At 69.1% G+C, this 20,445-nt stretch carries 16 protein-coding genes; 7 read left to right on the top strand and 9 right to left on the bottom strand.

Annotated features, from left to right (window positions below; all coding sequences use genetic code 11):
* Position 1 precedes the first annotated feature (1 nt).
* From ABD255_RS19685 to ABD255_RS19660, 6 genes are all read right to left on the bottom strand, one after another.
* Complete coding sequence (locus ABD255_RS19685) at positions 2-835, bottom strand: carbohydrate ABC transporter permease (RefSeq protein ID WP_344215953.1); 834 nt, start codon at positions 833-835, stop codon at positions 2-4.
* Complete coding sequence (locus ABD255_RS19680) at positions 832-1,761, bottom strand: carbohydrate ABC transporter permease (RefSeq protein WP_344215951.1); 930 nt, start codon at positions 1,759-1,761, stop codon at positions 832-834. Before ABD255_RS19680 ends, ABD255_RS19685 begins: the two co-directional genes overlap by 4 nt.
* Positions 1,758-2,765 (bottom strand): LacI family DNA-binding transcriptional regulator, encoded by a 1,008-nt coding sequence (locus ABD255_RS19675; protein WP_344215949.1) that lies wholly within the window; start codon positions 2,763-2,765, stop codon positions 1,758-1,760. The genes ABD255_RS19680 and ABD255_RS19675 overlap by 4 nt, the downstream gene beginning before the upstream one ends.
* A gap of 165 nt (positions 2,766-2,930) precedes the next feature.
* Positions 2,931-3,881 (bottom strand): potassium channel family protein, encoded by a 951-nt coding sequence (locus tag ABD255_RS19670; RefSeq protein ID WP_344216105.1) that lies wholly within the window; start codon positions 3,879-3,881, stop codon positions 2,931-2,933.
* Complete coding sequence (locus ABD255_RS19665) at positions 3,853-4,971, bottom strand: GNAT family N-acetyltransferase (protein ID WP_344215947.1); 1,119 nt, start codon at positions 4,969-4,971, stop codon at positions 3,853-3,855. Before ABD255_RS19665 ends, ABD255_RS19670 begins: the two co-directional genes overlap by 29 nt.
* Positions 4,972-5,065: 94 nt before the next feature.
* Positions 5,066-5,458 carry a hypothetical protein gene (locus tag ABD255_RS19660; RefSeq protein ID WP_344215945.1) on the bottom strand — a complete coding sequence of 131 codons (393 nt, stop codon included), beginning with the start codon at positions 5,456-5,458 and terminating at the stop codon, positions 5,066-5,068.
* 111 nt (positions 5,459-5,569) lie between these two features.
* On the opposite strand from ABD255_RS19660, the gene ABD255_RS19655 reads away from it, so the two are divergent.
* The gene (locus ABD255_RS19655; protein ID WP_344215943.1) at positions 5,570-6,175 is read left to right on the top strand and encodes a hypothetical protein; all 606 of its coding nucleotides are present in this window, start codon (positions 5,570-5,572) and stop codon (positions 6,173-6,175) included.
* A 247-nt stretch (positions 6,176-6,422) separates the two neighbouring features.
* Here ABD255_RS19655 and ABD255_RS19650 read toward each other — a convergent pair whose 3' ends face one another.
* Positions 6,423-9,785, bottom strand: a complete 3,363-nt coding sequence (locus tag ABD255_RS19650) for a S8 family serine peptidase (protein WP_344215941.1) — start codon at positions 9,783-9,785, stop codon at positions 6,423-6,425.
* A gap of 147 nt (positions 9,786-9,932) precedes the next feature.
* On the opposite strand from ABD255_RS19650, the gene ABD255_RS19645 reads away from it, so the two are divergent.
* From ABD255_RS19645 to ABD255_RS19630, 4 genes are all read left to right on the top strand, one after another.
* Complete coding sequence (locus tag ABD255_RS19645) at positions 9,933-10,910, top strand: hypothetical protein (protein ID WP_344215939.1); 978 nt, start codon at positions 9,933-9,935, stop codon at positions 10,908-10,910.
* A 109-nt stretch (positions 10,911-11,019) separates the two neighbouring features.
* On the top strand, positions 11,020-11,769 hold the full coding sequence (locus ABD255_RS19640; RefSeq protein ID WP_344215937.1) for an ABC transporter ATP-binding protein: 750 nt from the start codon (positions 11,020-11,022) through the stop codon (positions 11,767-11,769).
* A complete protein-coding gene (locus ABD255_RS19635; protein ID WP_344215935.1) occupies positions 11,766-14,546 on the top strand; it encodes an ABC transporter permease in 2,781 nt (926 codons plus the stop codon). The genes ABD255_RS19640 and ABD255_RS19635 overlap by 4 nt, the downstream gene beginning before the upstream one ends.
* 120 nt (positions 14,547-14,666) lie before the next feature.
* Positions 14,667-16,457, top strand: a complete 1,791-nt coding sequence (locus ABD255_RS19630) for a glycerophosphodiester phosphodiesterase family protein (RefSeq protein ID WP_344215933.1) — start codon at positions 14,667-14,669, stop codon at positions 16,455-16,457.
* Between the two features lie 72 nt (positions 16,458-16,529).
* Here ABD255_RS19630 and ABD255_RS19625 read toward each other — a convergent pair whose 3' ends face one another.
* Positions 16,530-17,585, bottom strand: coding sequence for a carboxylate-amine ligase (locus ABD255_RS19625; protein ID WP_344215931.1), 1,056 nt, complete (start codon positions 17,583-17,585; stop codon positions 16,530-16,532).
* An 83-nt stretch (positions 17,586-17,668) separates the two neighbouring features.
* Between ABD255_RS19625 and ABD255_RS19620 the strand changes: the two genes are divergently transcribed.
* Complete coding sequence (locus tag ABD255_RS19620) at positions 17,669-18,406, top strand: HipA family kinase (protein ID WP_344215929.1); 738 nt, start codon at positions 17,669-17,671, stop codon at positions 18,404-18,406.
* Positions 18,403-18,783, top strand: coding sequence for a DUF3037 domain-containing protein (locus ABD255_RS19615; RefSeq protein ID WP_344215927.1), 381 nt, complete (start codon positions 18,403-18,405; stop codon positions 18,781-18,783). Before ABD255_RS19620 ends, ABD255_RS19615 begins: the two co-directional genes overlap by 4 nt.
* Here the strand turns inward: ABD255_RS19615 and pgm are convergent.
* Positions 18,780-20,405 (bottom strand): phosphoglucomutase (alpha-D-glucose-1,6-bisphosphate-dependent), encoded by a 1,626-nt coding sequence (gene pgm, locus ABD255_RS19610; RefSeq protein WP_344215925.1) that lies wholly within the window; start codon positions 20,403-20,405, stop codon positions 18,780-18,782. The two genes, ABD255_RS19615 and pgm, sit on opposite strands and share 4 nt — an antisense overlap.
* Between the last annotated feature and the right edge of the window lie 40 nt (positions 20,406-20,445).

The raw sequence follows: 20,445 nt of genomic DNA, 5'->3' as shown, positions 1-20,445 counted from the left end.
ACTAGCCCTTGACTGCGCCGGACAGCAGGCCGGACGTCAGCCGGCGTTGCAGGAAGGCGAAGAACACGAGACTCGGCACGGTGGCCAGGACGGATGCTGCCGCGAGTGGTCCGAACTGGACCTGGCCCTCGGCCCCGACGAAGCGGGCGAGCACCAGCGGCAGCGTCTTCAGTTGCGGGTCCTGCAGCAGGACCAGGGCGAAGAAGAACTCGTTCCACGCCGAGATGAAGGTGAACATCGCCGTCGCGATCAGACCCGGCCGCAGCAGCGGCATCACGATCGACACGATGGTGCGGAGCCGGCTGGCGCCGTCCACCGACGCGGCCTCCTCCAGCTCCCGCGGTACGGCGGCGACGTAGCCCTGCAGCATCCACAGGGCGAACGGCATCGACCAGACCATGTAGACGATCACCACGCCGGGGATCGTGTTCGTCAGGTGCAGCGGCCGCAGGATCAGGAACAGCGGGATCACGATCAGGATCACCGGGAACACCTGGCTGACCAGGATCCAGCCGTTCGTGATCGGGCGCAGCCGGCTGCGGAACCGCGCCAGCGCGTACGCGACCGGCAGCGACACGATCAGCACCAGGACGGTCGACGCGACGGAGATCTGCAGGCTGTTCCACATCGAGCGGACCAGGCCCTGCTCCTCCAGCGCGTCGGTGAAGTTCGACAGGTTGGGGTGCTTGGGCAGCATCGACGGGGTCATGCTCGCGAACTCCTGCGGCGACTTCAGCGAACTGGAGACCAGCCACAGCAGCGGGAACGCGAGGAAGACCAGGTAGCAGCAGACCGCGAGGTACTGCAGGGCTCTGGTGGTCGGCTTCGTTCTCATGCCTCGCTCCTCAGCCGGTTCCGCAGGTAGAAGCCGAGGAAGACGATGATGATCACGACCATCACGTCGCCCATCGCGGCGGCCATCCCGAAGTTCCCGTACCGGAACGCCTCGTTGTAGGCGAACAGCATCGGCAGCATCGTCTTGCCGCCCGGACCACCCGCGGTCAGCACGTAGACCAGGCCGAACGAGTTGAAGTTCCAGATCATGTCCAGGCTGGTGATCGCCACGATCACCGTCTTCAACTGGGGCAGCGTGATGTACCAGAACTGGCTCCACGCGCCGGCCCCGTCCACCGCGGCCGCCTCGTACAGGGACCGGTCGATGCCTTGCAGCCCGGCCAGCAGGGTGACAGTGGTCATCGGCATACCGACCCAGATACCGACCACGATCACCGCCGGCAGCGCGGTACTGAAGTCGCCGAGGAAGTTGATCGGCTGGTCGGTCAGGTTCAGGCGCAGCAGGATCTCGTTGACCGGGCCGTTGGTCGGGTGCAGCAGCAGCCGCCACATGATCGCGACGACCACCGGCGGCATCGCCCACGGGATCAGCGCCAGCGTCCGGGCGACGCCGCGGAACCGGATGTTGGTGTTCAGCAGCAGGGCCAGGCCGAGCGCGGCGACGAACTGCAGGATCGTGACCGACAGCGTCCAGATCAGACCGATCTTGAACGACTCCCAGAACAGGTCGTTGTGCAGCAGCTTCTCGAAGTTGCCGAAGCCGATGAAGTTCGTGTCGACATTGAGCCCGGCGCGCGCGTCGGTGAACCCGAGCGCGATGCCGCGGACCAGCGGGTACACGCTCAGCAGCAGCACCGGCAGCAGGGCGGGCAGGAACAGGAAGATCGCTTCCCGGTTCTGCTTCGGCCGCCCCTTGTGCTGGGGCGTCTGCTGCTCGGGCGTGGCGGTCAGCGTCGCGGCGCTCATGGGGTGGACTTCCGCACGCTCAGCGTCGGCTGTACGACGATGCGCCGCGGCGCGCGGGTGTCGTCCTCGATCCTTGCCAGCAGCAACTCGGCGGCCCGGCGACCACGCTCTGCGGAGCCGAGGTTCACGCTGGTCAGCGGCGGGAACGACTGCTCGGCCAACTCGCTGTCGTCCATCCCGACCACTGCCACGTCATCCGGTACTACGAGTCCCCGCGCGGCGAGCTCATGCATGAGCCCCACCGCGAGGAGATCGTTGGCGGCAATCACCGCATCAAGCCCAAGGGGTGCTCTGTTGTCGAGTTTGCTGAACAGTTCGTCGCCTGCCTCGCGGCCGGCGGGGAAGGTGAAGTCGACCGCCTCGACCTCGGCCACCGGCTGCAGGCCGTTCGCCTTCATCGCCTCGGCGAAACCTTTCGCCCGTGCCGCACCGGGAACGGTGTCGACCGGACCGTTCACGAACGCGATCCGCCGGCGGCCCTTCGCCAGCAGGTGCTCGACCGCCAGCAGCATGCCCTTCGGCGAGTTCGCCCGCACGGTGTCCACCCCGGCCCTGGCCGGCACGTTACCGGCGACGACCACCGGGACCTCGCACTCCTGGATCGACTTGATCAGGTCGTCGTCCACCCGCAGCGGGCTGATCACCAGCCCGTCCGCATACCCCCGTGCCATGCCACGAACCAGCGCGACCTCGTCGACCACGTCCGGCCCGGTGGTGGTGACGACCAGCCGATACCCGGCAGCCGACACGACCTCCTCGACCGCCCGCATCATCGTCACGTAGACCGGGTTACCGACATCGGCCACCGCCAGAGTGAGCTGGAAGGTCCGCCCGACCTTGAGCGACCGCGCCCGCGAATCGGGCACGTACCCGAGTTGCTCGACGGCGCGCTGCACCCGCTCGACCATCTCCTCGGTCGCGGGCAGCCCGTTCAGCACACGCGACACCGAGGCCACCGAAACTCCGGCGGTCCGTGCCACTCCCGCGATCGTCGGCCGGCTCACGCAGCCTCCTGTAATCGTTCTTGTAATCGTTTACAGGCTCGACTCTAAGACCGCTTTCAAGCCGCCGTCAAGACCGGACCACCCAGTCACCTGGTCCACACGCGCAGCACCCCACCGCAGGACTATGGGCCTTTCAGGGGCCGAGCGGTGGGGGCAAACCGACGTTTACTCGTCCTGCTCGTCGGCGCCCGGGCGCTCGGCCCAAGGGGTTTCCTTGGCCGGGCGGACGACGATCAGCTTGTCGCCGGCGGCCAGCACCGAGACGGACGAGTCGTAGTACCGGTGGACCTTGCCGTCGCGGACGATGGAGACGACCCGGTCCGGCACCGACGAGGGCGCCTTGCCGACCTCGCGGCCCAGCACCGGGCGCTCGGCGACCTCGAGGCCTTCGCCGTAGGTCAGCAGGTCCTCCATCACCTCGCCCAGGTTCGGGCTGACCGCGGACAGGCCGAGCAGCCGGCCGACGGCTTCGGACGAGGTGACCACCGCGTCGGCGCCGCTCTGCCGCAGCAGGGGGACGTTGTCCTCCTCGCGGACGGCGACGACGATGTGCGCGGTCGGGTTGAGTTGCCGGACGGCGAGCGTGACCAGGACGGCCGAGTCGTCCCGGTCCGTCGTCACGATCACCTCGCGCGCCGTCATCACCTCGGCGCGGCGCAGGACGGTCCGGTTCGTCGCGTCGCCGTGGAAGGCGGCCATCTGATCGTTGCCCGCGTCCCCGACCGCCTGGGCGCGGGGGTCGATCACCACGATGCGCTCGCGATCCACCCCGTTGCTCAGCAGCGTCTGCACGGCCGCGCGGCCCTTGGTTCCGTACCCGATCACCACGACGTGATCCTTCATGCGCTTCCTCCATCGCGTGTCGCGCATGATGCGACGACCTTCGTTCGCCAGAACTTCCAGGGTCGTACCGACCAGCACCACCAGGAAGGCGATCCGCAACGGCGTCACCAGGAACGCGTTCACCAGCCGGGCGGTCGGCGTCACCGGAGTGATGTCGCCGTAGCCCGTGGTGGTCAGCGTGACGGTGGCGTAGTAGATGCTGTCGATCAGTCCGACGGTGCCGTCCGAGGTGTCGTTGTACCCGTCACGGTCGACCACCACGATCAAGACCATCACGGTCAGCAGTCCCAGTGCGATCAGGAACCGCCGGAACAGCTCCAGGACCGGCGAGCGAGAGCTCGTTGGCAGGCTGACCAGAAGACCATGCGGATTGCGACCGGAGGGCAGGGATGGCACGGGACTGACGATAGGCCACCGATGCCCGATCCACAGAATGCGACAGGCTCTGGTCCGACAGTGCGACAGTCACCATCAGGTGTCCGCCGTCCTGCACCACCCTGGTTCGCATCCGCAGGCCCTCGACGGTGCGGAGCATGGCGTCGTTCTCCGGCTGCACCATGCAGACCACCCGGTCGGCCCCGAGTTGCCTGGCTTCCTGGATCACCCGGTGGAGCAACTGCGAGCCGAGACCGTGCCGCTGCCAGCCGTCCTCCACCAGGACGGCGATCTCCATGGCGGAACCGCTGAGCTCGTCCCAGGGGGCCGCCGTCGCCATGCCGACCACGGCGTCACCGACGACCGCCACGATCGAGACGCCACCTGCGGGCGCGGAGAGGTGGCGCGCAGTACGGGCGGTCAGCTTCGGCATCGGCACGTGGTACCGACGGGTGCGGCTCTCGTACGAGCACCGGTCGTGCATGGCCACGACGGCCTTGGCGTCATCGACAGTGGCCTTGCGCAACTCCGGTACTGCGCCACTGCCGGGCCGGGGAGCCTCCTCGACGACCTCCAGGTGCCGCTCGGCCAACCGGCCCGCGATCTCCACCAGTACGTCGGCTCGGGCCCACTCGGCCGGCGTGTACTCGTCGAAGCCCTGCAAGTTCTCCAGTTCCTCGTCCACGGAGACCGGGTCCTCGATCAGCCGAAGTACGGCGCGCAGGTACCTGGTCGGGGCGTCGTTGAGGACGTCGGCCTGACACGGGCGGACCGTAGTACGGGAGCAGCCGGCCTCGGCGACCAGCGCGGTGAGGTCCTCCGCGGTCCAGCCGACCCCGGTCGAGACGACCAACTCGTCCACAGCGCCGGACTCGGCGGTGAAGACCTCCAGGCTCAGGATGTTGATCTCGTCCGCACCACAGCGTGCGGCGAGTTCGGCCAGAGCACCGGGCCGGTCGGCGAGTTCGGTCCTGATCTTCCAGAGCATGCGGACGCCCTCCCTCGTGGAAACCTTCCTCCCACCATGCGGGGAGGGTGTTGCCACACCGGGTCCGGCGTGTTACGTCGACGTCAACCCTGGTTCAGCGGCGGCGGAGGTGGATCCTCGGCAGCCGCTCGGTCAGCTTCTGCTTGCTCGCGGCGAGGGCGAGAGCGTTCTCCCGGCGGTCCAGATCCGCGTGCCGGAGCAGCTCGGGGTAGCTGGACTGGGGCACCGGCGGATAGGTCGTCACGATCGCGTCCCCGCTGAACACGAAGAACACGGCCTGGCCGTCCTTGATCACCTTGAGCAGCGACCCGTCCCGCACCGTCAGCGCGTGCTCGATCGCCTTCTTCCGAGCAGCCCGCTTCGCCAGTGCCGCCTGCACCGCCTGCTGCGCCGGTTCCCGCCCGTGCTTGACCGCTTCGAACGCCATCGGCCCGTACCGGACGCCGTACTTGACGACGTTCTTCGCCAATCGCCCCTTCGCAGCCATACCAGTGACTCTACCGACCCCCAGGTCTTCAGAAGTCGACTCGCAGCCGGGGCGGGGCAACAGCGCCGGGTCAACATGCGGGGTTGGGGGCGGTCAGGCACCATTGGGCAGGTGACCGCACCTACGCCGCGCCGGCCGATTCTGCCGGGTGCCAAGCTGTTCGAGTCGCTGCCGGGCGCCCATGACCCGGCGGCGGTGGCCGAGGTCGCGCACCGGACAGCCGAGCTGCTCGTCCGCGGCGCGCGGTCGAGCGAGGACGCCGACGTGATCGCGCGGGTGGTCAAACTGGCCGACGACTACGGCCTCGACGAGCTGGCCGACCTGTGGTCCGACGCTCCCGCCGACTCGCTGCCGGGCACGCTCTGGCGGCTCTACCTGCTGCGCTCGTGGGTGCACACGGCCCCCGAGGACGTTTCCCGGGAGTACGACACCGGCCGCAAGTACGCCGAGGTGCACGCCGTCGTCGCGGGGGTCGCCGAGCCACCCGGGCCGACCGAGGTGAAGGACATGGTCGACGCCGTACTGCGGGGCGTGGCGACGGGTGATTTCGCCACCACGCTGGACCGGGCCGCGGCGTTCGCGCGGATCGTGGCGACCGGCCGGGCGCATCTGGCCGACGACGGGCACGAGCAGGTCCGGTCCGCCTCCCGGCTGATCGAGCTGGCGGACCAGTTGCAGGTCGCCGCGCGCAGCGAGCGCGCCGGTCAACTCTGGTAGTTCTGCCGGTTTCCGTGCGGTACTTGCATCCTGACAAGCGAGGTGTTATCGGCGTCCGATGCGTGACATCTCAACAGGACAAGGGGTTTGGGCACCCGTTACACTGATGGAGGTGTCGGGCCGCGGTAGCCCCGGGTCCCAAAATTAGCCGCTACGAGCGGCCACGCGCCGTGAGGCGCTTCCCGGTCCGGCACCACCACTCTTCCGGACAGCCGGGTCCTCGTGCGAGGACCCGGCTGTTCGCTTTCTAGCGAATTCCGTAGAAACGCTTGAGGGTCTGCGTGACCGCCTTGCCGTTCGCGTCGGCAACCTCGACCTTCAGCGTCACGAAGTCGGTCGCCAGCGTGTTGTCGACCGACGCGACCACCTTGCCGCCGCTGTTCGTGACCGGTACGTCGACCCAGTTCGCGCCGTCGTCGTACGACGCCTGGACCCGGGCCGAGGTGATCTGGCCGGGCTGGTACCACTCCCCCGCGCCGACCGTGATCGAGATCGGGTAGTCCTTCACCTTCGGCGCCCGGTCGTTCGCGTCGACGGCGAGGTCGTAGTCCGGGAAGAGCAGCGGCAACGGCTTGCCCGAGTCCGCCGCGGACCCACGCCACCGCCACCGGGTCTCGGCGTCGGTGGGCGACTCCCAGGTGTAGCCGGTGCGCTGCCAGTGGTTCAGGTGGTAGATCAACTCGAAGTCGGTGGCCTCCGCCGGCACGTCCCAGAACCCCTGGCCGTAGAACCCGTACTGGCCGAGTGAGACGCCGTCGGCCAGCAACTCCGTCCCGCCGAGGTCCAGGAAGCCCTGCATCGCGAAGTGGCCGGGCTGCGTGTCGGACCACGCCGGGAAGTTGCTCCAGACACTGTTGCCGGTGCGAGCCGCCGGGACCTTGGCCAGACCGGTCATCTGGTCGCGGAGCATGCCCGGGCGCAGACCCGCCTTCCACCAGGTCTCGGTGTGCCGGCTACCCGGCTTGTAAACCTTCGCGCTCGACGTCATCAGGGTCGCGAACGGCCAGGACATCGCGTCGCTGTGACCGACCATCTGGCTGACCTTGGTGTCTCGTTCCGCCGTCACCAGGTGCTCCACGCGCGTCGGCGCGGCCACCGAACCCCGACTGCCCGTCGGGATCAGGTTGAGACTCCACGGCCGCCACACATCGACGTACTCCGAGTAGGTGGCCGCCTTGCCGGGCGTGTAGTAGGTGGCGTCGATGGAGGCGAGTTGACGATCGCGCACCCGGTGGTCGACGCCGCCCTTGATCTCCTTGGCGTGCGTGAACGCCAGGCTGTAGAGGTACGGCGAGGGCTCCCCGCCGGGTGACCTGTACTGCCATCCCTCCACTACCTCGAACGTGCCGCGCCGAGCCTTCGTCGTCGTGTCGGCGAGGTACACCGCCTTCACCCGGTCGGTGAAGCTGTTCGTTCCGGTCAGCACCCAGCCGTCGATCACCCTGCCGTAGGTCAGGCTGCCGCCTTGCTTGACGCTCGGGCGGTCGGTGGTCACCTTCGCCTGGGCGGCCTTGCGGGCGTCGTAGGTGATGGTGGTGTTGCCCTTCAGCGTGATCTCGGGATCGCCGAGGAACGCGAAGGACTCGACGAACCCGTCGGCACCGTCCGTGGCGACCACGGCCGCCAGTGAGTAGGTTCCGGCGCGCAGGTGCAGGGTCTGGTCGGCTCCGTCGAAGCCGATCCGCTGGGCGGCGATGCTGTCCAGGTCGAACACGTCCAGTGCGGTGATCGAGGAGGCCGGCTTGCCGTTGCGGTCGATCACCTTGAAGGTGACGTCGACATGCTGCGGCTCGAGGTAGAAGCCGACCGGCGTGACGATCGTGCGTCCGTCGTTGCCAGTGGCAACCACGCGGGCGCTGACCGCGCCGTACAGGCCGTAGTCGAGCTTGGCGGCCGGGTTGACGATCAGCGGGAGGCTCGCGGACTTGCCGGCCGGGACCGTCAGCGACGTCGCGCCGAACCGGACGGCTGCCTTGGGCAACGGTTTGCCGTTGTTGCCGCGGATGTCGCCGGTGAAGCGCAGCGTCACCGCGGTCGTGCCGGAGTTCGTGTAGCTCAACTGCTTGGTGACCTGCTCCGACGGCAGGTGTGGCCAGGCGAAGGTGCCGAGATCCACAGTGCCCGGCCCGGTAATCTGCTGCCTGATCGCATTGGCGACATCGAGTTCACCCGCACCCTGGTCGTAAACACCGGCCGTCGACGCCGAGCGAACTGTGCTCTGCAACGCGGACTTCAACTGCTGACCGGTCCAGTCCGGGTGCTGCTGCTTGAGGATCGCGGCCGCTCCGGCGACGTGGGGCGTCGCCATCGAGGTGCCGTTCATGTCCGTGTACGCCGCGTCGCCGCGACCGCCTGCTCGTGCGGCGGTGATGTCGACGCCCGGCGCGGCGATGTCCGGTTTGACCGCGTGGTTGCCCATCACCGGACCGCGGCTGGAGAAGTCGGCCGTGGAGCCGGTCAGATCGGTCGCGGCCACCGTCAGGGCGGAGGCGGCGCAGCCCGGGCTGCTGATCGTCTCGGCCGGTCCGTAGAGGTTGCCTGCGGCCACGACGAAGAGCACGCCCGACGCCGCGCTGATCCGGTCCACCGCGGCCGCCATCGGGTCGGTGCAGTCGACCGGTTCGGAGGTGCCGATGCTCATGCTGATCACATCGGCGCCCTCGGCGACGGCCCACTCCATCCCGGCGATGATCCAGGACAGGTCACCGCTGCCGTAGTCGTTCAGCACCTTGCCCGACAGCAACTGGGCTCCCGGCGCGACACCCTTGTTGCGGCCGTTCGAGGCGACACCTCGGCCGGCGACCGTCGACGACGTGTGGGTGCCGTGGCCGTCGTGGTCGGAGACGTCCGGGCTGTCGGTGAAGTTCTTCTGCGCCTTGACCGCTCCGGCCAGATCCGGGTGATCCGCATCCACCCCGGAGTCCAGTACTGCGACCGTGGTGCCCGCGCCGTCGAACCCGGCCTGCCAGGCGCGCGGCGCGCCGACGTACGGGACGCTCTGGTCGAGGGTCTTGCGCACCTTGGCGTCGAGCCAGATCTTGTCCACCTCCCGTCCGGCCGGGTCGCTCGGTGAAGTGAGTGCTTTCCAGGTATCCCGGGCACGGTTCTTCTCGGTGCGCAGAGCCGCGGCGCCGACGGACGGAAGCGCTCGCGTCCGAGTCGACCCGGAGGGCACGACCTGCTGGGTCGCGGACCGCGCAGTCGGCTTGTAAGTGGCGATCACGGGGATGCGATCGGTGGACGCGTCGTCGAAGCCTTGGCGAACCAGGGCGCTGACGTTGAACAGCGCCTCGTCGACCTGGCCGCGGTGGACGAGCTTGGCCGCGCTGTCCGGTACGACGTACAGGTCCTTGCCGACCGTGCGGGTCGCGTACCCGGCGGCGGCCGGGTCGGCCGGGAGGAAGCGAACGCTGCTGCGGTCCTCACCGGCCGGGGTCAACTGGACCTTGTCGCCGGTGAGCAGCGTGACGACCTTCGCGCTGTCCACCTGGACGGGGAGCGTGGGTTTCGGCTGGCCGGCGGCGACCGGGTTTGGCGCGGCCGTCGCCGGGACAAGAACTGAGGTCAGTAGCGCGGTCGCCGCAGCGCCGACCAGGAACCGGTGAACCATCGGGACCACCTTCGGGGAATGGGGACGGACTGCGCCGTAGTCCATCGCAAAACCGCCAGCGAAAGTGGCCGGGCTGCTGGCAAGATTGCGACAATTCCGATATCCGCCAGCTGTCTGGAAGACCGCAGGGGTCGTCAGGGAGGCAATGTGCTCGACGTGCTCGGACTGGACGACTCCCAAGAACTCGCCTATCGCGCCCTGGTCGAGGTGCCGTCGTACGACGCCGCCGGGCTGGCCGCGCGTCTGGACTGCCACCCGATCGAGGCGGCCCGCTCGCTGGCGGCACTGGAGACGCTCGGCCTCGCGGCTCGCTCCAGCGGCGGCACCGACCGGTACGTCGCGTCGCCGCCGTCCGTTGCGCTCGCGGCGCTGGCGGTCCAGCGGGAGGAGGAACTGCGCCGCGCCCAGCAGGAGATCGAGTCGCTCACCGAGGTCTACCGCGGTACCGACACCGATCGGTCCGTCAGTGACGTGGTGGACGTCGTCCGGGGCGCGAAGGCAGTCGGGCAGCGGTTCGCGCAGCTCCAGATGGCAGCGCGGGAGGAGGTGCTGGGCTTCGTCAAGGCCGAGATCGCGGTCGTCGCGGCCGAGGAGAACACCGAGGAGGACGCCGCTGTCACTCGTGGGGTTCAATACCGGGTGATGATCGAGCGCAGCTCCTTCGAGCGCCCCGGGTTCTTCGCCGCGGCATCGGACTCGCTGAAGGCCGGCGAGCAGGTCCGGGTGGTCCAGGAGCTGCCGATCCGGATGCTGATCGTGGATCGCCGGATCGCGCTGGTCCCCCTGCTGTCGGGGTCCGAGCGCAGTATCGGCGCCTTGATCGTGCATCGCAGCGGCATGCTCGACGCCTTGATCGCACTGTTCGACCGGGTCTGGCGTGACGGCCTGCCGCTGGTCCTCGGCACCGACGGCGCCATCGAGAACCCGACCGCCGAGGGTCTGCCGGAGCTGGATGCCCGCATCCTCGGCCTCCTGCTGGCCGGCCTCACCGACCAGGCCGTGGCCAACCAGCTCGGCTTGTCCATGCGCACGGTCCAGCGCCGGGTCCGCGCCCTGATGGACCTGGTCGCGGCCGACACCCGCCTCCAACTCGGCTTCCACGCTGCCCGCCGCGGCTGGATCTAAGGGTGTAGCGGGGGAAAACCCTCTATCGGGATCAGCCGGACGCGCGCAGACTCGATGGCATTGGGTCGGCTGCTGGGGGGCCGCTGATCAGCCGGGAGGGGCGATCGGCATGGAGGGGCAAGAGAATGGTCAGGCGACGGTGGTCGTCGCGGACGACGTCAAACGGGTGTACGGCGAGGGGGACACGGCGGTCAACGCGCTGCGCGGCGTGAGCGTGCGGATCGCGGCCGGCCGGCTCACCGCGGTGATGGGTCCGTCGGGTTCGGGCAAGTCGACGCTGATGCACATCCTGGCCGGGCTGGACAAGCCGACGTCGGGGTCGGTGCAGGTGGGCGGCACCGAGATCACCAGCCTCGGCGACGACGACCTGACCAAGCTGCGCCGCCGGCACATCGGCTTCATCTTCCAGTTCTTCAACCTGCTGCCGATGCTGACCGCCCGGGACAACGTGCTGCTGCCGCTGACGATCGCCGGCGAGAAGGTCGAGCCGGCGTACTTCGACGAGCTCGTCGCGCGGGTCGGCCTGGCCGACCGGCTGACCCACCGGCCGGCAGAACTGTCCGGTGGCCAGCAGCAGCGGGTCGCGATCGCCAGGGCGCTGGTGTCCCGGCCGACGGTGATCTTCGCCGACGAGCCGACGGGCAACCTCGACTCCCGGACCAGCGGCGAGATCCTCCAGCTGATGCGCGGGTCGGTCGACGAGTACGGCCAGACCACCGTGATGGTGACCCACGACGCCAAGGCGGCCGCGATGGCCGACCGGGTCCTCTACCTGGCCGACGGCGAGATCGTGAAGGAGACCGGCCGGACCGACCAGCACGAGATCCTGCAGATCATCGACTCGCTGGACCTGCAATGATCCGGTTCGCGCTGCGCGGCCTGCTCGGCCGCAAGCTGCGCACGGCACTGACCGCGATCGGCGTCGTCCTCGGGGTGTCACTGGTGTCCGGCACGTACGTGCTGACCGACTCGATCACGTCCGCCTTCGACTCGATCTTCTCCGAGAGCTACAAGAACACCGACGCCGCGATCACCGGCAAGACGGCGTTCGACGTACCGGAGGACGGTACCGCGCTCGCACCGTCCTTCGACGACTCGCTGCTGGCCGAGGTGACCGCCCTGCCCGAGGTGGGGACCGCGGACGCGGCGGTCTCGGGTGAGGTCCAACTGATCGGGCGGGACGGCAAGGCAGTCGTGTTCGGCGGTTCGCCCAACCTCGGCTTCAGCGTCAGTCCGGACCTGCCCGAGTTCAACACGCTCGCGCTGGTGCGCGGCGACTGGCCGGCGGCCGACGAGGTCGTCATCGACACCCAGACGGCGCAGAAGAAGGGGTTCTCCCCCGGCGACACGATCGGCGTCCAGGCCCGGGGCGAGGTCCGCCGGATGCGGATCTCCGGGCTGGTCGAGTTCGGTTCGGTGTCGTCGATCGGCGGCGCGACCCTGGCGGGCTTCCTGCTCCCGACCGCCCAGGAGTTGTTCGACAAGCCCGGCAAGCTGGACCAGATCCTGCTGAAGGCCAAGGACGGCACCTCGCCCCAGCAACTCATCGACGCCGTCCGGAAGATCCTGCCCCCGACCGCCGAGGTGCGCTCGGCCGACGACCAGGCGGCCCAGGACGCCGAGGGCACAAGCAGCTTCCTGTCCTTTTTCCGGACCTTCCTGCTCGTCTTCGGTGGGATCGCGTTGTTCGTCGGATCGTTCGTGATCGCCAACTCGCTGTCGATCACGATCGCCCAGCGGACCCGCGAGTTCGCCACCCTGCGAACCCTCGGCGCGTCCCGTCGGCAGGTGCTGAACTCGGTCGTCCTCGAAGCGCTGGTGACCGGCCTGGTGGCCGCTGTCGCCGGACTGTTCCTCGGGCTCGCGATCGCCACCGGCCTGTTCAAGATCTTCGACGCCGCCGGGCTGGCGTTGCCGAACAACGGGTTGGTCTTCCGGACCCGAACGGTGGTGGTCGCGCTGGCCGTCGGCGTCCTGGTCACGTTGCTGGCCAGCCTGCGGCCGGCGTGGCGAGCCACCCGGGTGCCCCCGATCGCAGCGGTGCGCGAGGGCGCGAAACTCCCGCCGGGACGCCTCAACCGGTACCGCGGGCTGGGCGCCGCTCTGCTCACCGTCGTCGGTGTCGCGCTGGTGGTCGCCGGTCTGTTCGTCGACGGCCTGAGCACCGGCAACCTGCTGGCCGCGTTGGCGATCGGTGTCCTGCTGATCTTCATCGGGATGGCTCTGTTCGCCGCGCGACTGGTGCGGCCGCTCGCGATCGCCTCCGATCCGGTCGCCCGCTGGTCGGTGCTCGTGCTCACCATCCTGGCCTGGCCCCTGTTCATGCTGCCGTACTGGCTGCTGCGCCGCGGCTTCTGGGGTCCGGGTTCCGCACCGAAGCGGATCGGCGGGCTGGTGCTCGGCGCGGTCCTCAACCCCGTCCTGCTGGTGATCGTGGCCGCGATGGCGGTACGCCGCCGGCTCACGTCCTGGCAGCCCGAGTGGCCGGCCGAGTTCCCCGGTGTCCTGACCGACCGGCCGGCGGTGGGCATCGGCGGGCAGAACAGCCGGCGCGATCCGCACCGGACGGCGTCGACAGCGGCCGCGCTGATGATCGGGCTCGCCCTGGTCACGATGGTGGCGACGCTCGGGGCCGGCATCATCAGGCCGTTCGAGGACGCCGTCGACCGGATCTTCAGCGGGGACTACGCGATCGCCGCCCAGAACAACTTCAGCCCGCTCCCACCGGCGGTGGCGGCCGCCGTGGCGCGGGTGCCCGGAGTACAGGCGGCTTCCAGCGTGCGCGGTGGCCAGGGACAGGCGTTCGGCGAGACGATCCCGATCACGGCGGTGGACACCGAGGCACCGACCGTGCTCCGGTTCGACTGGCAGAGTGGGTCTCAGGAAAGCCTGAGGGAACTGGGGACCGACGGCGCGATCCTGGACGACGCCTACGCGGAGGAGCACGGCCTGCGGCTCGGCTCGCAGTTCGGGATGACCACCGTCACGGGCCGGACCTTGCAACTGACCGTGCGGGGAATCTTCACACCACCCGCCGGCGGATCGCCCTTCGGCAACGTGACGATCTCGACGCCGACGTTCGACGCGACCAATCCGCAGCCGCTGAACATCTACACCTTCCTCACCATGGACGGCGGCGTCACCGCCGCCAACACGGCCGCGCTCGAGTCGGCGCTGTCGACCTTCCCGAACGCGAAGGCGCAGACCCGCGAGCAGTTCAAGGCGGCCCAGTCGGACAGCGTCAAGAGCCTGCTGAACGTGCTCTACGTGCTGCTCGCGCTGTCCGTGCTGGTGAGCCTGTTCGGCATCGTCAACACGCTGGTGCTGACGGTGTTCGAGCGCACCCGCGAACTGGGCATGCTCCGGGCGATCGGGCTGACCCGGCGGCAGGTGAAGCGCATGATCCGGCACGAGAGCGTGATCACGGCATTGATCGGTGCGCTGATCGGGATCCTGCTCGGCCTCGGCCTGGCGCTGCTGCTGGCGGCCAGGCTGGACGAGATCAGCTTCGCCGTTCCCACCGGACAACTCGTCATCTTCGCCGTCGTCTCGGTGGTGGTCGGGATCTTCGCGGCGATCTGGCCGGCCCGCCGTGCCGCCCGGCTCAACCCGCTGGAGGCACTGCAATACGAGTAGATCGACAGCGAGGGGTCACCATTCGGCCTCTTTTCGGTTACCTTCGCGAGGGCCGGGGTATCCCCGAGCGGGACACCATCGGCGCCAACCGCCCTCCTGCCCCGACGAAGGGAACCCCTCATGCGCCGCCTCCCCCGCGCGCTGCTCCCGCTCGCCCTCGCCACCGGTCTGCTCGGTCAGACCCTGATCGCGCTGCCCGCCGGCGCCGGCCGCGGCCGCGACTTCGACATCCAGGCCCACCGCGGCGGCCTCGGCCTGACGGTCGAGAGCACGATCGCCTCGTTCTCGCACGGCCTCGAGATCGGCGTCAGCACGCTCGAACTCGACGTCCAGATCACCGAGGACGGGTACGCCGTCGTCACCCACGACCGCAAGGTCAGCGGCACCAAGTGCAGGGACACCGCGCCCTACACGGCCGGCGACCCGGAGTACCCGTATGTCGGCAAGTTCATCAAGACGCTGTCGCTGAAGCAGGTCAAGCAACTGGACTGCGGCACGCTGACCCAGCCCGCGCATCCCGGCCAGACTCCCGACCCGGGCGCCCGGATGCCGGAACTGCGGGACGTGTTCGAGCTGGTCCACCGGTACCACGCGAACGGCGTGAAGCTGAACATCGAGACCAAGGTGGAAGCCGGCGCACCGTCCGAGACCGCGCCGCGCGAGCAGTTCGTCCAGGTGGTCGCCGCGGAGATCCGCAAGGCCCGGATCAGCCGCCAGGTGACGATCCAGAGCTTCGACTGGGGCGCCCTGATGCGGTTCCGCGAGGTGGCCCCGGAACTGCCGATCGTGGCACTGACGAACTACGACTTCCTGCAGACCGGCCAGCCGGGCAAGTCCCCGTGGCTCGGCGGGCTCGACATCGACGACTTCGGCGGCGACCTGGTGAAGGCGACGAAATCCTTCGACGCCGACGCGATCTCCCCGGTGCACGGATTCCCGCAGGACGGCAAGGTCACCGACCCGGCATACCGGCCGTACGTGACCACCGACATGGTCCGCTCGGCCCACCGCGCCGGGATGAAGGTCGTGCCGTGGACCGTGGACGACCCGGCCACCATGCGGTCGCTGATCGACAAGGGCGTCGACGGGATCATCACGGACTACCCGGATCGGCTCCGGACGGTCGCGCGCGACACCGGCTTCCGGCTCCCCCGCGCGTACGACGCTCCGGCGATCCGCGCGCTCCCGGCCGCCCACGCGCACAACGACTACGAGCACCGGCGTCCGCTGCAGGACGCCCTCGACCGCGGGTTCAACAGCGTCGAGGCGGACGTCTGGCTCATCGACGGCGAGCTTCGCGTCGCGCACGACCTGGAGGACGCAGTACCGGGCCGCACGCTGGAGAGCCTCTACCTGAAGCCGCTGGCCGACCAGGTCCGGAAGAACCACGGCCAGGTCTACCGGCACGGCCGGGACTTCCAGTTGCTCATCGACATCAAGAGCGACGGCCCGACGACGTACGCGGCGATCGACAAGGCGCTGACGGAGTACCGCGGGATCAGCACGATCTTCGCCGACGGCCGCACCCTCCGCGGCGCCGTCACCTCGGTGATCAGCGGCAACCGGCCGCTCGACGTACTGAAGGCGCAGAAGGTCCGGTACGCCGGCTACGACGGCCGGCTGGCCGACCTGAACTCCAAGCTCCCGGCCTCGCTGATGCCGCTGGTGAGCGACAACTGGACCAACCACTTCACCTGGACCGGCGTCGGAGCGTTCCCGGCGAACGAGCGGGCCAAGTTGCGGGAGATCGTGACCACGGCGCATCACGCGGGCTACCGGGTCCGCTTCTGGGCAACTCCTGACACTCCTGGAGCCGCTCGAGAGGCGCTCTGGTCCGAACTGGTCGCGGCCGGCGTCGACCACGTCAACACCGACGATCTGCACGGGCTCGAGGACTTCCTCAGGTCCTGATTCCTTGAATCCTGACCTTGCAGAGGCGGGCGGGAGGCTCCCCTGTGAGTCGCCCGCCCGCCTCTGAAGTCGTTAGAGCTTGACCTCGGTCAGGCTGACGATGTCTTCCCCTGCCTGGAAGGCTTGCCGCTGCTTGACTGCGCCGTTGCCCTCCTTGAGCACGCGCTGCAAGGTCTCCGCGACCATGTCGGTTTCACCGAGCTCCTGGAGAGCAGGGGCCACATGCCGCTCGAGTGAGCCCAGCAGTTCCGTCATCGGTATCGGCCGCGCCTTGAAGACGTCCAGGCCGTCGTTGGACAAGCCGTCACGAGCGGCGAGCCAGTACGCGGCACGCAGTACCTCCGGCTCCAGCTTCGGGCCTAGACCGCCATCGTCGAGCGCCGTCATCGCCAGGGCGCGCACGAGCGTCGCCAGCAGCACTGTCTCGTCGACGGTCAACGGCACGTCACTGACGCGCACCTCCACCGTCGGCAGATGGGTGGAGGGCCGGACGTCCCAGTAGACCATCCGCTCGTCCATGATGCTGCCGGTCGCGAGCTGCATCGCGACCAGCGCGTCATAGTGCTCGGCGGATTCGAAGTACGGCGGTTGGCCGGAGCAGGGCCAGCGAGACCACATGATCGACCGCCAACTGGAGAAGCCGGTGTCAGTGCCCAAGTAGATGGCCGAATTGGCCGTGAGCGCCAGCAGCGTGGGCAACCACGGCCTGAGGTGGTTGCTGACCCGGATGGCCCCTTCCTTGTCCGGTACGTCGATGTGCACGTGGCAGCCGCAGACCGCCTGCTCGCGAGCCAGCAGGCCGTAGCGCGCCGCCATCTCCTGGTAGCGCGCCTTCTTGGTCACCAGCTGAGCTGCCTCGCCGTGCGGCGGCGCGGCGATCGCGAGCAACCGCGCACCCTCCTCGGCGGCGGCCTCCGCGAGCTTCGAGCGCATCCGGGTCAGTTCGCGTCGCAGCTCACCGGAGCTGGTGCAGACCGGTGAGTTGATCTCGACCTGGGCCCTGGTGAGTTCGAGCTCGACATCGATCCCTTCGGCATCCGCTGCGACAGCCTTGCTGCGCGGCAGGGGACGGCCGCTGGCCGACACCAGCAGCAACTCTTCCTCGACGCCCATGGACGGGTGGCTCAAGGTTTCTCCTCTCTCGGCTGCCAACCGTGGTACCCGAGCCCCAAACGGTCGGCGGCCCGGACTGCTGCACTAGGCTCTGCCGGGTGAGTCTGCCGATCGTCACCGCCACCCGGTACGTGTTGCCGCTCCGCGAAGGTGGATCCCTGCCGGGAGTTGTCGAAGGCAACGATCTCGGCACCTACGTGCTCAAGTTCCACGGCGCCGGGCAGGGCCCGAAGGCGCTGGTCGCCGAGGTGATCGTCGGCGAACTGTTCCGCCGGCTCGGCCTGCGGGTGCCGGAACTGAAACTGATGCGGCTCGATCCGGCGATCGGCAAGTCCGAGCCGGACGAGGAGATCCAGGACCTGCTGATCCGCAGCGCCGGACTGAACCTGGCGGTCGACTTCCTGCCGGGCTCGTTCGGCTACGACGGCTCCAGCGGCAAACCGGACGACGCCACCCTGGCCAAGATCCTCTGGCTGGACGCGTACGTCGCCAACGTGGACCGTTCCTGGCGCAACACGAACCTGCTCGTCTGGCACAAGGAACTCTGGCTGATCGACCACGGAGCCGCGTTGTACTTCCACCACTCCTGGATGTCCGCCGAGAAGTTCACCGGACTCCGGTACGACGCGACGGACCACGTGTTCCGCGACAGCGCGTCCGCAGTACCGGCGGTGGATGCGGAACTGGCGGCGATGATCACCCCCGGCCTGCTGACCGAGGTGATCGCGCTGGTTCCGGACGAGTGGATCGCCGACGGAGACCGGGAGCGGTACCTCGGTCATCTGACGGCACGGCTCGCCGACCGGTCCGCGTGGCTGCCGGGTGGTGCGCGGTGAACCTGGTGCCCTTCGACTACGTGATCCTCCGCGCGGCGCCCCGCATCCACCGCGGCGAGTTCGTCAACGTGGGCGCGGTGCTCTACTGCCGGTCGCTCGACTTCCTCGGCGCGTCGTGGGACGTCGACCCGCTGCGGTTGCGGGCGCTCGACCCGGCTGTCGACGTGGACGTGGTCTGCGCGTCGCTGGAGCACATCCGCGCGATCTGCGCGGGCGACCCGGACGGCGGCCCGGCGGCAGCCACCCGGATCGGCGAACGCTTCCGCTGGCTCGCGGCGCCCCGCAGTACGGTCGTCCACCCCGGCCCGATCCACAGCGGCCTCACCAACGACCCGGCCGCGGATCTGGAACGGTTGGTAGACGCCTTCGTCCGCTAGGCCTCGAGTGCTGTGGAGACGACCTCGCGAGCCTCGGCGAAGACCTCGGCGAGGTGGTCCTCGCCCTTGAACGACTCGCCGTAGATCTTGTAGAGGTCCTCGGTGCCGGACGGGCGCGCCGCGAACCACGCGGACTCGGTGGTCACCTTCAGTCCGCCGATCGCCGCGCCGTTGCCCGGCGCGCTGGTCATCCGGTCCAGGATCGGCTCCCCCGCCAACTCGGTCGCCGTCACCGCCTCGGCCGACAGCGCGGACAGCTTCGCCTTCTGCTCGCGCGTCGCCGGCGCGTCCACCCGCGAGTACGCCGAGGCGCCGAACTTCTCCACCAGCTTGGCATGCGCCTGCGACGGGGTCTCGCCCGTCACCGCGGTGATCTCGCTCGCCAGCAGCGCAAGCAGGATGCCGTCCTTGTCGGTGGTCCAGACCGTGCCGTCGAAGCGCAGGAAGCTCGCGCCCGCCGACTCCTCACCACCGAACCCGACCGATCCGTCGATCAGCCCGGGCACGAACCACTTGAAGCCGACCGGCACCTCCCACAGCCGACGGCCGAGATCCGCGACCACCCGGTCGATCAGCGTCGACGACACCAGCGTCTTGCCGACGGCGACGTCCGGACCCCACTGGCGGTTCGCGAACAGGTAGGAGATCGCGACGGCCAGGTAGTGGTTCGGGTTCATCAGCCCAGCGTCGGGCGTGACGATGCCGTGCCGGTCGGAGTCCGCGTCGTTGCCCGTCGCCACGTCGTACTTGTCCTTCTGCGCGACCAGCGAGGCCATCGCCGACGGCGAGGAGCAGTCCATCCGGATCTTGCCGTCGTGGTCGAGCGTCATGAAGGACCAGGTCGGGTCGAGCCGCGGGTTCACCACCGTCAGGTCGAGGCGATGCCGCTCCGCGATCGCCGCCCAATAGTCCACGCTCGCGCCGCCCAGCGGGTCCGCGCCGATCCGGACCCCCGCGGAGCGGATCACATCGAGGTTGAGCACCGAGGGCAGGTCGTCGACATAGTGACCGAGAAAGTCGTACTCCCCGGCCTGGCCTCGCGCCGCCTCGAACGGCTTGCGCCGTACGTCGCGGTTGCCGCCGGCGATCAGTTCGTTCGCCCGGGCCGCGATCCAGCCAGTGGCGTCGGAGTCGGCGGGGCCGCCGTGGGGCGGGTTGTACTTGATGCCGCCGTCGCGCGGCGGGTTGTGGCTCGGGGTGATGACGATGCCGTCGGCACCGGCGCCAGCGCCCCGGTTCAGCCGGAGGATCGCGTGCGACACGCCGGGGGTCGGGGTGAGCCGGTCGGCGCTGTCCACGAGGGTCTGCACGTCATTGCCGGCCAGTACTTCGAGCACGGTCCGCCAGGCTGGCTCGGATAGACCGTGACTGTCTCGCCCGACCAGCAGAGGTCCTGTGGTGCCCTCACCCGCGCGGTACTCGCAGATGGCCTGGGTGATGGCCAGGATGTGCGCCTCGTTGAAGGCGCCGTCGAGGCTCGAGCCGCGGTGGCCCGACGTACCGAAGACGACCTTCTGGGCGGGGTTCTCGACGTCCGGGGTGATCCCGTCGTAGGCCGCGAGCAACGCGTCGACGTCGACGAGGTCCTCGGGCTGGGCGGGCTGACCTGCGCGTGGGTGCATGTGCTCATGCAACAAGCCTTCGGCGGCTTCCACAACTCCA

The organism is Kribbella sancticallisti (assembly GCF_039530625.1).
GTDB lineage: Bacteria > Actinomycetota > Actinomycetes > Propionibacteriales > Kribbellaceae > Kribbella > Kribbella sancticallisti.
This window is presented reverse-complemented; position numbering and strand designations above follow the sequence as displayed.

Bases quoted from the DNA above. Each gene is read 5' to 3' on its own strand.
- ABD255_RS19685 (WP_344215953.1), bottom strand. From the start codon at position 835: ATGAGAACGAAGCCGACCACCAGAGCCCTGCAGTACCTCGCGGTCTGC.
- ABD255_RS19680 (WP_344215951.1), bottom strand. From the start codon at position 1,761: ATGAGCGCCGCGACGCTGACCGCCACGCCCGAGCAGCAGACGCCCCAG.
- ABD255_RS19670 (WP_344216105.1), bottom strand. From the start codon at position 3,881: ATGGTCTTGATCGTGGTGGTCGACCGTGACGGGTACAACGACACCTCG.
- ABD255_RS19665 (WP_344215947.1), bottom strand. From the start codon at position 4,971: ATGCTCTGGAAGATCAGGACCGAACTCGCCGACCGGCCCGGTGCTCTG.
- ABD255_RS19660 (WP_344215945.1), bottom strand. From the start codon at position 5,458: ATGGCTGCGAAGGGGCGATTGGCGAAGAACGTCGTCAAGTACGGCGTC.
- ABD255_RS19650 (WP_344215941.1), bottom strand. From the start codon at position 9,785: ATGGTTCACCGGTTCCTGGTCGGCGCTGCGGCGACCGCGCTACTGACC.
- ABD255_RS19640 (WP_344215937.1), top strand. From the start codon at position 11,020: ATGGAGGGGCAAGAGAATGGTCAGGCGACGGTGGTCGTCGCGGACGAC.
- ABD255_RS19635 (WP_344215935.1), top strand. From the start codon at position 11,766: ATGATCCGGTTCGCGCTGCGCGGCCTGCTCGGCCGCAAGCTGCGCACG.
- ABD255_RS19630 (WP_344215933.1), top strand. From the start codon at position 14,667: ATGCGCCGCCTCCCCCGCGCGCTGCTCCCGCTCGCCCTCGCCACCGGT.
- pgm (WP_344215925.1), bottom strand. From the start codon at position 20,405: ATGCACCCACGCGCAGGTCAGCCCGCCCAGCCCGAGGACCTCGTCGAC.